Genomic DNA, 14887 nt, shown 5'->3' on the forward strand with positions numbered 1-14887 from the left:
TTTACTTATCAGCGGGGAATACGATACCGGCTGACTTCCGTAAATCATATAAGACTAAGTTCACGCGTTGGCTCAAAACCAACAAGTCATTGTATTCGGTTTGGTGATTATCAAAATCATTAATGATATCAGCAAATACATTAGCTTCAGTTGTCATTGGATTTGCAGGAGCCGGTGTACCGATGTTTTCGGCGTGTTTTCCATCGGTGTGATACGTCACCGTGTTCAATTCGGCAACGTTATCCATCACAATCGTGTCTTGCAAGCCGTAAATTTCTGATGATAAATATGAGTTTGAGTTTTTACCAAAAATCAAAGTAACATCAAAATCAGCATAACGTAAGATTGCGGTTCCGCGGGCGTCACCGCCGTTGTTCAATGGTGTTGCAAAATACGTTGATGACTTAGGCAAACCAAACCAAGCAATCGCGGCGTACAAAGGATACACACCCAGATCAGCCAAGGCCCCACCCGCAAAAGCTGGGTTCAGCACATTTGGATTTTCACCACGTAAATAGGCATCATAGCGTGATGAGTATTTGTTATAAACTAACGTGGCTCCTTGGATAAGTTCCATTTTTGCCATTTGTGCGGTAATTGCCTTGAAATTGGCTTGGTGAATATGGCGTGCCGCTTCAAAGTAGCGCACATTTGGATGTTGGCGCAACGTTGAGTAAACTTTTTCAAATTCTTTAGGGTTTGCAACGGCAGGCTTTTCCACGATTACATGCTTTTCATTTTCAATCGCCAGCATGATTTGTTCGAAGTGTAAACCATTTGGTGAGGCAATGTAGACAACATCAAAGTCGGCCGCCATAAAGGTCGCCAAATCAGTGTAGGTCGTTGCCTGATTATTGTTTTGCGCATTGAATTCGTCAGCGCGCTCTTGGTGTCGTGAATAAATTGCAGCTAGCTCGTACTTACCTGTTTCATGAACGGCATCAATAAATTGTTGCGTAATCCAACTTGTTCCGATAATTCCAACCGTGAGTGTCATGTCATTGCCCCTTTTATTCTGAATTAATAGATAACACAATTATAACATATCCACTAGTCGCAATTAACAACGTGAAATCTTTTTCTGGTAGTTTGAAAGTTAGCATATGCTATCTGCATTAATCCTATGAATAACAGATTCTAGCATAGGATTGTTGTTTCTGTATGTTTGTTTAAGAATACTCACGTACCACGGAATATCTCTTGTACTAGTTTAAGCACATCACATAATCAGCCCTAACTGATTTGATTGAACCTGCCCCAGCGACTTTTTTTGCTAGTTTGAACATTATTCCTAACTAACGGAGTGGCTGGAAATTGCTTGGCGGGCGTAGCCTTTACACCGCGACTGGGGGACTATGTGTGCAGCACATATTTCCGCTGAGGATAAGATGAGGAATCTTAGGAATTTATTCCTTAGAGTCCCAGCTTGTCCGAACCTCCCAAGACAGACATTCAGCCTGCAAGGCTAATCTAATCACGTTAGGATTAGATTCAGTATTTTGTGCAACAAAATGCTGGGATGTTTTGCGTTGCCGGTTCGCAGGCATAAGCACAGACTGGCTTGAACATGTGCTTCCAGCGCGGTGCGCCAAGTAATTTACTGACACGTAGTGGTCACAATCCCACGCCAGACGGAATACAGCCGAAAAAAGCGCCGAGAATCCACACATGTCGTGCGATTCTCGGCGCTTTATCATTTTTACTATGAATGTTTATTTAAAACCATCTGCGAAAACAGAACGGTTCTGGATGAAGTAGTCAATCCCACTATAAATAGTGAAGAATAAAGCTACCCATAACATAATTTGGGCAAATGGAACGTTGATTGGCGCAAAGAAGGCATTATTTAAGTAGAAGAAGATGATTGCCACCATTTGTGACGTTGTCTTAATCTTACCAGGCATTGCTGCGGCCATAACTTTACCGTCATTTTCAACAATCAACAAGCGCAAACCAGTCACCGCTAATTCGCGAATGACAATAATTGAGATAACCCACGCTGATGCCTTGCCAAACTGTACCAAGAAAATCAAGGCTGTCATCACCAGTAACTTGTCCGCTAGTGGATCCGCAAATTTCCCGAAATTGGTGACCAAATGTTTAGCCCGCGCAATCTTACCATCAAGCAAATCTGTCAATGACGCAATAATAAAGACAATTGCGGCCAAGACCATGTTCAATGAAGTTCCCGCTGCTCCAAGGGCGTTGACGGTTCCTAAACTTGGAATCTCCAACAAAACGATGAATACAGGAATTAAAATCATCCGGAATACAGTTAATTTATTAGGTAAATTCATAATTAGTTACCACTCTTCGATGCATTAGTGTCGTTAAAAGTAAATTCAAAGTTACGCGTAGTTAAAGTGCTATCAGGCACTTTGACGTTCTTTTTATCAAGTTTCAAAGTCGTACCCAAAGCATAACCTGAACGGATTGTAACTGTCCCAACTGTCGCTGGCAAAGTTACCTTCTTAGATGTGTTAGGTGCTAACATTTCACTTGCCAAGGTCTTGCCATCATCAGTGCTAATTGTCAACCATGTCTTGTACTTTGTACCAACTGTCAGCGTGTGCTTAGTTGCTTTGGCAGCTTTCACCTTGTAACTTGTTGAAGCACCATCAACTGTTGGCTTAGCAATCGTCAACTTTTTAGCAGCGGCTTTTTTAGAAGATGCTTTGACGTCGGCCTTTGATGAAGCGGCATCAGCTTCGGCAGCCTTCTTATCGGCTTCAACCTTTTGCTTGTCAACAACCTTAGAACTTGAAACAGAAACATTAGATGAATCTGCCTTACGTGCGGTGTGTGATGATGAACCAAGTTGGCTCACCGCCCAAATCCCACCTAAGACCAAAACTACTAGAACAGCAATAATCACCTTGGGCACAATTGATTGAACTTTTTCGGCCTTGGTAACTTGGTTATTCATCCCTGTTCGCGTCACGTTATCTAAATCAGTCCGTGATTCGCTCAAGTCTGTTTGGGGCGCAGCAACTTCTTGTGGGGCAGTTGCTAATAATTCATCTGCGTTAATATCCACTGCTGTAGCAAATTGCTTCGTAAAGGCTCTCACGTAGAAATCACCAGGTAGTTGATCAAATTCACCATTTTCAATGGCATTTAAATAACGTTTTTGAATTTTTGTTTGTTGTTGTAGGTCATCAAGCGTTAAACCTTTCGCTTGGCGGGCAGCGCGTAACTTTTCCCCAATTTCAGTATATTGTTGTTCGCTCATTTTATCTTCATATCTCCATAACTTCGGCATTTTATATCTAAGCTAGTATACCATAAGCGAGCAAACGAAAAGAACGTTAGGCCGACAGTTTTAATAAGTCTTTAACAATTAAACTGTTTGTGGGTTCACAACAACCGTTGCAATTTGACCTTGGCCGATAAATTCATCTGCCACTGCCAAAATATCTGCAAAGGTTACGCTTTCCAACAAGGCGACTTCATCGAGTAAATTAGCCCCATCAAACAGCTCCCCATCGTACTGGTTGGCCGTTGCTTCGAGCGAATTTAACATTGATAACGTTGAGCCAATTGCTTCTTTTTTCACTAACTCAAATTCTGACATACTTTCTTGCAAATTGGCTTTAGCATTGTTCAAAATATCATGCACGGCCGTCACAAACGCTTCAGTTTCATTTGTTTCACCACTAATGGTAGCAAAATGGAACCCGCGCTGTAATTCAAAATCATAACTAAAACTATCGTCGATAATTCCATCATTATATAAGTCTAAGTAACGCTTGGCAGTATCACCTAAAAGTAAATCCAAGAGCATACTTGCGACTAAACTATACTTCAAACCAGCCTGTCCTGCTGGCACAGCATCAAATCCACGTACACCAATTGCAACTTTTGGTCGTTGTACGGTTAATGCTAAATCAGTATGTGCAACCACTGGTTCATTTAGCGTCACCGCACCGCGTTCAATTGCAGCAGGTGCAGAAAATTCCTTGGCATTTTGATTTTCTTCAATCCACGTCAAGACATTCTCTGGTTCAATGTTCCCAACTACGAATAAGTTCATATTGCTAGGGTGGTAAAATGTTTCGTAGTTTTGATACAACATGTCGGCGGTAATTTCACTGATTGATTCAATCGTACCCGCAATATCATTGCTCAAAGCTTGGTTTGGGTACATCGCTTGTAATAATGCGGTGTAGACCCGCCAATTGGGCTCGTCGGCGTACATTTGAATTTCTTGGCCAATAATACCTTGTTCTTTAGCAACCGAGCTCGCACTAAAATAAGGGTCTTGCACAAAATCAAGCAAGATATCCAAGTTTTCCTTCAAATAGCGAGTCGTGGAAAACAAATAACTCGTGCGGGTAAAACTCGTATAAGCATTTGCGCTCGCACCATATTCACCAAATAGCTCAAAGGCATCATGGTCGGCTTTTTCAAACATTTTGTGCTCTAAAAAGTGGGCAATCCCAGCTGGCATCGTCACTAATTCTTTTTGTCCACGCGGCACAAATGCCAAATCCAAGGCACCAAAATCAGTGGTTAACACCGCATAAGTTTTATGAAATCCCGGTTTGGGTAACAGGTTGATTTGGAGACCATTAGGTAACGTGGTTTTGTAGAGGGTTTCATCGAGATTCGTATACTTAATCTTTTCCATTGTCATCCCCCGTCAAAAAATAGATTGCTTGTAAGTTAAGGTGTTGGGCAACTGCCATCACTTCGGCTTTCGTCACTGCTTCGATTTTATCCAGCCATGAGTTAACCGATGTTTGGCGGCCAGTGATTGATTGGACCGCTGCCCGTTCAATCATCATCCGTGGTGAATCCAGTGATGACTCATATGAATTAACCAAGTTGGCAATCACATTTTTTAAATCTTCATCGGTGAAATCACCTGTTTGAATTGCTTTGATTTGTTCATCAATAATAGCCAAGACAAGCTCTAGATTCTGTCCTTCAATCCCCGTCTGAACTGTTAATGACTGAGTAGTTGTGCTTAATTGACTTGACGCATAATACGCCAGACTCGCCTTTTCACGGACGTTAACAAACAACTTCGACAATGGTGAGGCGCCAAACAACGCATTAAATACAGTTGCCGCAAAGCGTTCATCTGTTTTTATATCAACTGGAAATTGATATGCCAAGTTCAATTTGGCTTGGCTAACATCAAAATGATCCGTTTCGCGCAGAACTGTTGGCTTACTTGCTTGTTGATAGTTCACGTTAGTCGTCAACTTTGGGCGTGCTTCAAATGGGAGCGCACTCAATTTAGTCACGACTGCATCTGGTTCAACATCCCCCAGCACAAACATATCAACTTGATCTTGGGCTAACATTTCCTGATAATACGCCAACAATGAAGCTGGGGTAATTTCATCTAAATCAGCCGCTTGCCCGTAACTCGGAATTGCTTGGTCATCACCAAAGTACAAATCCGCAAGCTTTTGGGCGGCATAGCTTTGTTTATCATCAATGATACTAGCAAAATCAGCCGCCATATTGGCTTTTTGCCGATCAAAAATAGCTTGGTCAAAGCCAGTATCAGTGACCAGTGGTTCAAAAATCATCGTTTTAACAAAATCCAGTGCCGTGTCCATCAAATCATCCGTACTCGTTAAGAATTTTTCGTTCGGAATACTAATGATGAAGCGGAAACTGTGAACTGTGCCGTATTTGTGTAAATCAGTCCCAAAACTAGCGCCGTACATTTCGGCTAATTTACGGGCGACAATATTTTGATCAGGGTAACGCATTGAACCCAGTTCCACTAAATTTGCTAGTAATGAACGTTGGGTGACTGTTGCTCGTTCGTGAGGTGCAGTGAGGTTAATGACCACCTGCGTAGTTTTAAATTGTTTAGTCGGAATGACATGGAGTGCCACCCCTTCGCGTAATTGATAATCCAAGTATGGATTCCTCTTCTCTTAAGTTAGTTGTTTTTGTGATTTGCATAAAACGCTTTGCAAGAACGCAATACCGTGTAGCCAATCGTGCAGGCTCACAGAATTGGACTGAGCAAGCGGCTGAATTTTTGCTTGAATGATTGCCACTTTGATTGTTTCTTGAAATCTTGTAGCGTCAACGGATGTGATTTTGCTAAGTCGTCATGGAAATTTCCAATCAAACGACCGGCAATGTCACGGTCATACATAAATGCATTGGCTTCAAAATTCAAGCGGAACGAACGAATATCCATGTTAGCTGAGCCGACTGATGCAATCTTATCATCGACAACGACGACCTTGGTGTGTAAAAAGCCACCATCATAGATTGATACTTTGGCGCCATTTTCAAGAATTTCGTGTGCGTAATACTTCGTTGCTTGGTAGACAAATGGGTGATCGGGCATGTGTGGAATCATCAAGTGAACTTTAATTCCGGCCAACGCGGCGTTTTGCAAAACTTCCAACATGCCTTCATCTGGAATAAAGTATGGTGTCTGAATTACGATTGACTTGCGCGCCGCGGTGAACATTTGCATGTAGCCACGTTTAACTTGTTGTAACTCCCCGTCTGGTCCAGAAGAAACAATTTGCATTGAGGTATCACCATCTGAGATGCCGGTACCAATTTCGGGAAAGTATTTATCATTGAACTTCACACTGGCGTTTTTGTGGGTAGCGTTCCAATCCATGAAGAACCGTGATTGCAGGGCTAGCACACCATCGCCTTGAATCCGGAGATGTGTATCGCGCCAGGGACCAAACTTCTTCGATAATCCAAGATATTGATCACCGACGTTGTAGCCCCCAATGTAACCGACTTTCCCATCAATAATCACAAGTTTCCGGTGATCTCGGAAGTTCACCCGAAATGTTAGCGCCTGAAAACGTCCTGTCAAGAATGGTTCAACTTCACCGCCAAGTTCAACTAGGTGTTTAAATAGTTTTGTTTTACGACCATGTGAACCAAATTGATCATAAATCACCCGAACTTCAATCCCCGCCGCCGCCCGTTCTTCAAGTACACGGACTAATTCATTGCCAATCCCATCATCATAAATTGTGAAGTATTCAATGTTAATGTGGTGCTTGGCTTCACGCATATCTGCAAATAATTGGTCGAATTTTTTACGACCATCTGTAAAAATTTCAACTTTGTTCTTGTGTGTTAACACGGCTTTATCAGTCCGTAAAAACATGTTAATCATTTCTTTTGCCCCTGCAGTAATATCAAGGGTTTTAACTAATTCACCATTTTTTAGACGTTTCTTTTGGTTTCTGACCATTTGATCAAGCCCCATACGTGCTTGACCTTGCATATTAAAAATCTTTTTATCAGTTAAGCGGCGGCCAAAGATGGCATAGAACAAAAAGCCGATAACTGGGAAAACGAGTAGCACCAATAACCAGGCCCAAATCGCCGAAATGTCACGTTTTTCCCGAAAAATGGTTGCGACAGCACCGATGGTATTTAAGATCACAACCCCAACTAAAATTTCAATAATAATTTGTGCTGTCAACATACGATTTCCCTTTCTATTTAAACGCTAAAATTTTTCTAGCGTGGAATTTGGATATGTGTCTCAAATTGATTCCCACTACGAGGCTGGAACCAGTCTGGACACCGTGATGGAAGACAAGCATTTGAAGCCACAGTGCGGTCTTCAAATGTTTGCGAAGCTTGGTTCGCTAACGCGGTAACCATCTTCACAAATCCATAATCAGTAACGAAACCTGTTACTGATTATGCCATCACGGTGCGAGCTAAAGTCCAGCCTGTTTCCAGCCTCTTCGTTAGTTTGAGCAGGCTGTCTGACTAGTAATATGCCGTAATCCTTGTCGTTGCAAGTTTAGCGGTAATCAATAATTCCACGCATATCTAGCGGAGTGACTGAAAATCACTTTGTGGCCGGCAGGCTTTACACTTGACACGTGTCGCGAGCCGACCGGCCTTATTTGTCCAGCGTAGCTACAAATGTGAGCAGTCTTTTGGCTTTAGCCATTAGACTGCCAGCTATCCCGAATTGCCCAAGACAGACATTCAGCCTGGAAGGCTAATCTAATCGGGTTTTGATTAGATTCAGTTGTTTGTTGCAAACAAACTGCTGGAATGTTTTGCGTTGCCGTACCTCAGGCATAAGCAAGCGGCTTGGGCATGTGCTTCCATCTCGGTGCACAATGTGATTTTCTGGCACGCAGTGGCATCATACATCTCATCACATTTAATAAATTTCATGTCAAACGAAATAGAGCCATTTAAACGTGCGCAGTAGATGAAACGTTTATTAATATTCTACAAGTTATTGCTTACATAAGCAAAGGGACTGACACATAAGTTGTGCCAGCCCCTCACTTTATTAAATAGCGGTTCTGTTAATTGTAAAATTGTTAGGCTTTATCTGCGTTGTAACGCTTTTCACCAACATGTTCGTCACCAAGTGATACGAAGTCGTATGAAATTTTAGTGTTACGTTCAAATTCAGCAAAACCATATTCGATAATCTTGTCTAACAAGTCTGAATATGAAATCCCAGATACTTCCCACATTTGTGGGTAAAGTGAGATGTTAGTCATCCCTGGCAATGTGTTGGGTTCACCCAAGTAAGGGACACCGTTAGCATCAACCAAGAAGTCAATCCGCGTTAAGCCTTTAAGTTCGAGGGCTTGGTATGCACGGAGCGCCATGTCAGTGATTTCAGCTTCCAATTCAGGTTCAACGACGGCTGGTAAGTCAAAGACCACCCCAGAAGCATCGACGAACTTGTTGTTGTAGTCATAGAAAGCATCTGATTCTGGCACAATAACTTCACCAAGCTTAGATGCCTTAGGTGCTTCGTTACCAAGAATTGAGATTTCTAATTCACGGGGGTGCAAGATAGTTTCTTCGATAATAACTTTGAAGTCATATTGCAAAGCATCGGCAAGCGCGCGGTCATATTCTTCGGCGTTCTTAACCATTGCCATCCCTACAGATGAACCTTGCTTAGCTGGCTTAACAAATAAAGTTTCACCCAACTTTGCCGCAACCGTTGCGTAGTCGTTTTCACTCTTGTTTTCAGGAGTAACCAAAACATAGTTAGTGTTGCGCACACCAGCTTGGTTCATGATACGCTTGGTCAATTCCTTGTCAAAAGCCATCCCTGAAGCCGTTTGTGGTGCACCGATAAATGGCTTGTTCAACAACTTGAAGAGGCCTTGAATAGTACCATCTTCACCCAAGTTACCGTGGATAACTGGCCAGAAAATATCAATATCCTTGATATCACTCAAAGCGGCAATTGGTGCCAATACGTTTGACATGTCCATCTTGGCCATTTCTTCAGCCACAACAGCATCTTCATTTTCACCATTCCAGATGCGTAATGAAGCTTCCTTGCCCATCAAAATTCCGGCTTTTGAGAACATGAAGATGTCAACATCATATAAATCCTTCTTCAATGCGTCAAATACGTTGTGCGCAGAGCGCTTTGATACGTCGTGTTCAGATGAGTTACCACCAAAAAGTAACGCAACGTGAGTCTTCTTTGCTGCCATTTTATTATCGTCCGTCCTTTATATCTAAATTAATTCACAATGTGAAATATTATATCATAATTTAGCCCATGTAATCACGTGTTGAGCGCAAAAATTCTTCAATTTCTTCAGGTAAATCATCTCGAAGTAAAAATGCTTGCGTTAAACGATTACGATTGAAAATTTTATTCCATGCACCTTCATCAATTGGCGCTGGTGCCATCACCGTTTCACGACGTAATTCTTTCAATTCCATCAAGAAATAGTCGCTATACAAAGGATTTTTATCCATAATGTCAACGAAATAACTAGCCACCCGTTCAGTTTCACCTGCAACTAGTGGTGTTTGGAGGTGCTTGTACCGCGCAAATAGTAAGCTCATGAAGAAAATTTTATCACTCCGAGGCAATAAATCATTTTCATTCAATTCGTCTAAAATATTACCAATGTGGGTAAATGCGTGTGCCCAACCATTTGTCCCAATCCAACCACGGGTATCTTGTTCAGCCGCGACGTATACCGTCATTTGACTAATCAAGCGTTCAACCATCTCTGGTTCCAAGAATTTGTAACCAATCCGGTCAGCATATAAGAGCAATGACAGAATCATCACCGCAAATGATCGCCCATACACCGCATCATTTTCATTTTCCAAGATGTGGTTAAACAAGATACGGTCTTGAATTAAGTAATTGAAGGCCAAACGTAATTGTTCTGACGTGAAAATCTTCCGTTGCAGTGCATCGTTGAAGAAAAAGAAAATTCCCCGGTCGCGAACTTGTAAATCTGGTGAACCTAAATGTTCCAGCAACGTAACTAATTGCTCATCAGCGATATCTTCTAACTCGCCTGCTTGCATCCCTTCGTTAAGTTCCGCTAGCAAGTCACTGATACCATCTGTATCATCGGGTAATTCGACTGCGGTTGCTGGTGTTAATTTGATGTCAGCCACAAACTGCCCAAGTTCAATTCCTAACCGTTGGTACAATTGACCGCGGTGTACATCATCGCGAAATTCAGTCAAGCCAAGGCGGATTTCATTAATTGTCTTCATTTTTATTGTCCTTTATTTCACTGGATTCATAGGCTGCCCGCGCAATTACCATTCCACACTAAACAGCTTATTTTCATCAGTATACTCATTCCATTATATCAGTAGTAGTTACTGAATGGTATTTGTTTGCTTACAAAAAGTCAATGCAAGTTTGATTAGTCATCCGTGCTCGCCAATGTCACTGCCTTCCTGCAAATCACTTTGCACACCACGTAATTTCCAGCCACTCCGTTAGTTTGAAAAAAAAATTAGTTTTGATCAAAACGATAATCATCTGCTAAATCAAATTCTTCGCGGATTGCATTGAACGTCGCATTAATGACTTGATCCATGTCGAAGTAGCGGTAACCACCTAAACGACCGCCGAATAAAACTTGCTTGTTAGTCCGGGCTTCTTTAGCGTACTGCTTGTAAAGCGCCGTGTTCTTTTCATCGTTAACTGGGTAATAAGCTTCCTTCGTACGATCCCAATCCTGTGGATATTCACGGGTGATAATCGTCTTATCTTCACTGGCACCTTTGTAATCAAAGTGCTTCCATTCCATCACACGTGTGTATGGTGTTTCAGCATCGGTGTAGTTAACTACTGAATTACCTTGATAATTATCGGTATCAATTGTTTCCGTTTCAAAACGTAATGACCGGTATTCAAGCTCACCAAACTTGTAGTCGTAGAACTTATCAATCATCCCGGTGTACAACACACGTGGGAATTCAGCCAAATACGCGTCCTTGTTATCGAAGAAGTCGACACCAGTTTGCACATCAATTAAGTCATTATCCAATAACTTGTCGAAAATTTGAGTATATCCACCAGTTGGAATTCCTTGGTAACGGTGGTTAAAGTAGTTGTTGTCGTAAATGAAACGGACGGGCAAACGCTTAATGATAAACGCTGGCAATTCAGTTGCCTTACGTCCCCATTGCTTTTCCGTATAACCTTTGATGAGCTTTTCGTAGATGTCTGTCCCAATCAATGAGATTGCTTGTTCTTCCAGGTTCTTAGGTGACCCTGAGATACCAGCAGCGGCCTTTTGTTCTTCAATCTTGGCCTTAGCTTCTGCTGGCGTCTTTGTGCCCCACATTTCATAGAAGGTATTCATGTTGAATGGCAAGTTATACAAGTCACCCTTGTAGTTGGCAATCACTTGATTCGTGAAGCCGTTGAATTCGGCGAACTTGTTGATGTAATTCCAGACTTCTTTATTGTCAGTATGGAAGATGTGCGCACCGAAATCGTGGACTTGAATACCCTCTTCAGTGTGCGTGTACATGTTCCCACCGATGTGGTCGCGCTTTTCGATAATCAATGACCGCTTGCCAAGCTTAGCTGCTTCGTGCGCGAAGATTGAACCAAATGGACCAGCTCCAACGATTAAGTAGTCGTAATTTTTTGTATTTAACATTATTTATTTTCCCCTTATTCAATCTGCATCATATGTAATAAAAAAGATGATGCTATTAACATCATCTAGTATACATTATTTTGTTGTTTTGCGACGGCGTTTCAAAACCAATACCACAATCTGCCAAATGAAAAACAAGCCAGCTGTGATAAGTGAGATTTTCGCTCCTAACAAAACTCGTGGGCTTGCATAACGCATCGTGACTGCAGCATCACCTGTCGTGTTTAGCTTCACACCGATAAACGCATTGTTAACCTTCACAACCTTGGCATTTGCCCCATTAATCTTGGCAGTCCAACCATCCGAATACGGAATCGTGGTTACCATAATTGTGCCCTTTTGCGCCGAAATGGTACCGGCTAAGCGGTTGGACGTTAATTTCAAATTGCGAATTGCATTGGCATCATTTTTGTGGGCAATATTTGTCAGCGGTTTGCCAACTGGCACTGCCACAACTTGAACATTACCGCTAAACTTACCGATTTGTTTTAAGCCGAGTTTGATAACTTTTGGCATGTTTTTAGGCGAACCAAAATTCCCAGTAAATGATTCAAACTTACTATAACCAGACAGCGACTCAAAACCCGGTTGTCGCATTTTTACTGGTTTTAGCTGTGCTCCCTTCGCAAACAACGAGTACGAAGTATCTGTTGCGAGCATCAATTTTAACATTAAGTTTTGGCGGCCAACTACATTAGTCACCATGCCCCGTTTGAAACTTTTAGAATCATCTGGTATGCCTTTAACTAGTAAATTATGTTTCTCCATAATCGTTGCTGGCACATACTTCGGGTTAGTAACCTCAATATGGTATTCATATTTTTGTTTTTTATCCAATCCGTGCGTGTCCAAATTCAGAGCAATTCCACCGTTGCCAGCCAGCGTATCAATATTAATTTCATCACCAACTTGGCTAGCGACCTTACTAGTCAACTTAAATGGAATCACAATTGGTTTAACTTGCATCGCTGCATCAAGCGTCGTCGTTCCATCAGTATTACTAATTGCTGCGGCTTGTGAATATGCTAATTCTTTACCAGAAGAATCTAGTTGATTAAACTCATTTTCAGTAACAACGTTGCTTTGGACATACGCCATTGGCATCGCATTTTGATTCAAGATAATTCGGTTGTGCGCATTCTTACGGACAACATCATGATCACCAGCCAATCCTGAACGTCGCCCAATATTAGTTACCACGTATTTAACACCTAATGTATCAAATAACACTTGGCGGTTACCGAGACTCCCGAGTGGCCGAGTATACGTAAAGTCAGTTATCCCCATGTCGCGCCCAATTGCGGTCAAGCCAGGTAATTGGGTCGAAAAGTACGTATTTACAGTATTGTTTCGGGCAATTAAATCATTCCGTGCGGTATTAGAGCCACCGCCATACTTAAACCCTTTCGCAAAGGCCACATGCTTGCCATCAGTCAAATTCTTAGCGAAGAATTTGTTAAATCCCGTGGGGTCCTTCAACCGGGCTTTCAAACTGGTAGCAACCGTCATTCGATTGTTCCACATCCGTTGCCCTGGAATAAACACGTGTAAGCCTAATTGCAGAATCACAAGCCCGACTAACGCAATCCCAAGATACCGCCCCACATTTTGTGGCTTTTCGAAGAAGCGTTGACCGATTATCATGAGGAGGATAATTGCGGCAAAACTAACGAGAACTAACGTCGTAGCGCGTGTTTGACTGGTAATCATCGCTGCCGTAATACCCACAGCATATAGAATCACATATACGCGCACGAAATTTTTAAGTTGTCGTTTCGTTGCATCGCGCACCGCATCAATCACGAAGATAAACATGATCGCTGACAATGCGTTCACCATAAACATCCAACGGTCAGATGGATTGGCCGTACCGTTCCAAATCGACGTCGTAATTGGTGATAATGCTGAAATAAACGCAATTAAATACAAAGTAAACGCGACTTTATATTTTTTCGGATTCGTAAACACCCACGCAATGACAATTCCAACCACTGGAATCCAATAGTATGGCATCCAGAACAATGTTCCTTCACTCGCTAACCCTGTCATATTCATGGTTAAGTTTAAATAGTATTTAAGCGGAAATAACAAACCTGCCGCTGTTATACCAGAGCCAACACGACCAGAGCCAAACATGAATGTGACCACTGGCAACATCATCACTGCTGACATCAGCAAGCCGACGACGGCCGCACCAATAAGTTTCAACCACAGTTTAAGGCCTTCTTTACCAGCCACACGATAGTTAAAAATATACACAACTACTGTATAGACCGCCGTGCCCAAGCCCATTATTAGCGCCAAATAAAAATTATTAATTAGCGTTAGGGCAATAATAATGCTAAACCAGCCGAATCGCTTAAGTTGCAATGCCCGTTCAACTGACCAAATCAACAACGGCAGTAAAATCAATGCATTTAAAAAGAACGGCTGAAATTCAAACGCCCAAATCCCAAAGGACGCAAATAGGTAAACCATTGTCGATAGCACGGCTTTTACCGGTGAGAAACGATAATGACTCACCAAGAACATGAAGGACAATCCAGCCAAAAAGAAACGCAGAATTTGAATGAATTCATAACCAATCAGTAAATGGTTGGTTGAAAAGAAGCCAATCAGATATGCTAATGGATCACCCAAAACATAGTATGAAAAATTCTGAAAGACATCCGTTCCTAGGCCTAAATGCCAATCCCAGGTTGCCAGCGCGCCAGCTGAGCCAATACTGTGTAGGCGCTGCTGCAAATATCCCATGATTGGTAAATGCTGCCAAACAGAATCTCCCATCCCAACGATTGTGTAGCCGAGTTTCATTTGACCAAAAACCATTCCACCAACTAGTACGATGAACATAATGCTGTAAAACAGTAAATGTTTCCACGTAAACTGTTTCTTTGAAAACGAAATCATGAGTGCCTCACCCTTTAATATTATTTATATATTTGCCATAACAAGGTCGCTGTTACTGTGCTTCGCATGCAATAAAAATTGATTGT

Annotated in this window: 10 protein-coding genes; all 10 read right to left on the minus strand. The window is 42.0% G+C overall.

Annotation, left to right across the window (positions count from 1 at the left end):
* Position 1: 1 nt before the first annotated feature.
* Entirely contained in the window at positions 2–997 is a 996-nt protein-coding gene (locus EQG49_RS03515) for a Gfo/Idh/MocA family protein (RefSeq protein WP_133362669.1), read from the minus strand.
* A gap of 715 nt (positions 998–1712) precedes the next feature.
* Positions 1713–2297 carry a CDP-diacylglycerol--glycerol-3-phosphate 3-phosphatidyltransferase gene (pgsA, locus tag EQG49_RS03520; RefSeq protein ID WP_133362670.1) on the minus strand — a complete coding sequence of 195 codons (585 nt, stop codon included), beginning with the start codon at positions 2295–2297 and terminating at the stop codon, positions 1713–1715.
* Positions 2298–2299: 2 nt separating this feature from the next.
* A complete protein-coding gene (locus EQG49_RS03525; protein WP_165964755.1) occupies positions 2300–3232 on the minus strand; it encodes a helix-turn-helix domain-containing protein in 933 nt (310 codons plus the stop codon).
* Positions 3233–3340: 108 nt separating this feature from the next.
* Positions 3341–4630: an EF-P 5-aminopentanol modification-associated protein YfmH gene (gene yfmH, locus EQG49_RS03530; protein WP_133362672.1), complete on the minus strand. Its 1290-nt coding sequence runs from the start codon at positions 4628–4630 to the stop codon at positions 3341–3343.
* Entirely contained in the window at positions 4617–5882 is a 1266-nt protein-coding gene (gene yfmF / locus EQG49_RS03535; protein ID WP_133362673.1) for an EF-P 5-aminopentanol modification-associated protein YfmF, read from the minus strand. Before yfmF ends, yfmH begins: the two co-directional genes overlap by 14 nt.
* A 92-nt stretch (positions 5883–5974) precedes the next feature.
* Complete coding sequence (gene cls, locus EQG49_RS03540) at positions 5975–7441, minus strand: cardiolipin synthase (protein ID WP_133362674.1); 1467 nt, start codon at positions 7439–7441, stop codon at positions 5975–5977.
* Positions 7442–8306: 865 nt separating this feature from the next.
* A complete protein-coding gene (locus tag EQG49_RS03545; protein WP_133362675.1) occupies positions 8307–9452 on the minus strand; it encodes a D-alanine--D-alanine ligase family protein in 1146 nt (381 codons plus the stop codon).
* A 61-nt stretch (positions 9453–9513) separates the two neighbouring features.
* Positions 9514–10485 carry a DUF2785 domain-containing protein gene (locus EQG49_RS03550; RefSeq protein WP_133362676.1) on the minus strand — a complete coding sequence of 324 codons (972 nt, stop codon included), beginning with the start codon at positions 10483–10485 and terminating at the stop codon, positions 9514–9516.
* Positions 10486–10733: 248 nt separating this feature from the next.
* Positions 10734–11891, minus strand: a complete 1158-nt coding sequence (glf, locus tag EQG49_RS03555; RefSeq protein WP_175577944.1) for a UDP-galactopyranose mutase — start codon at positions 11889–11891, stop codon at positions 10734–10736.
* A 75-nt stretch (positions 11892–11966) separates the two neighbouring features.
* Complete coding sequence (locus EQG49_RS03560; protein ID WP_133362678.1) at positions 11967–14801, minus strand: YfhO family protein; 2835 nt, start codon at positions 14799–14801, stop codon at positions 11967–11969.
* Positions 14802–14887 lie beyond the last annotated feature (86 nt).

This window comes from Periweissella cryptocerci (genome assembly GCF_004358325.1).
In the GTDB taxonomy this organism is placed as follows: domain Bacteria; phylum Bacillota; class Bacilli; order Lactobacillales; family Lactobacillaceae; genus Periweissella; species Periweissella cryptocerci.

Bases quoted from the DNA above. Each gene is read 5' to 3' on its own strand.
- cls (WP_133362674.1), bottom strand. From the start codon at position 7,441: ATGTTGACAGCACAAATTATTATTGAAATTTTAGTTGGGGTTGTGATC.
- EQG49_RS03515 (WP_133362669.1), bottom strand. From the start codon at position 997: ATGACACTCACGGTTGGAATTATCGGAACAAGTTGGATTACGCAACAA.
- EQG49_RS03525 (WP_165964755.1), bottom strand. From the start codon at position 3,232: ATGAGCGAACAACAATATACTGAAATTGGGGAAAAGTTACGCGCTGCC.
- yfmH (WP_133362672.1), bottom strand. From the start codon at position 4,630: ATGGAAAAGATTAAGTATACGAATCTCGATGAAACCCTCTACAAAACC.
- pgsA (WP_133362670.1), bottom strand. From the start codon at position 2,297: ATGAATTTACCTAATAAATTAACTGTATTCCGGATGATTTTAATTCCT.
- EQG49_RS03560 (WP_133362678.1), bottom strand. From the start codon at position 14,801: ATGATTTCGTTTTCAAAGAAACAGTTTACGTGGAAACATTTACTGTTT.
- EQG49_RS03545 (WP_133362675.1), bottom strand. From the start codon at position 9,452: ATGGCAGCAAAGAAGACTCACGTTGCGTTACTTTTTGGTGGTAACTCA.
- glf (WP_175577944.1), bottom strand. From the start codon at position 11,891: ATGTTAAATACAAAAAATTACGACTACTTAATCGTTGGAGCTGGTCCA.
- EQG49_RS03550 (WP_133362676.1), bottom strand. From the start codon at position 10,485: ATGAAGACAATTAATGAAATCCGCCTTGGCTTGACTGAATTTCGCGAT.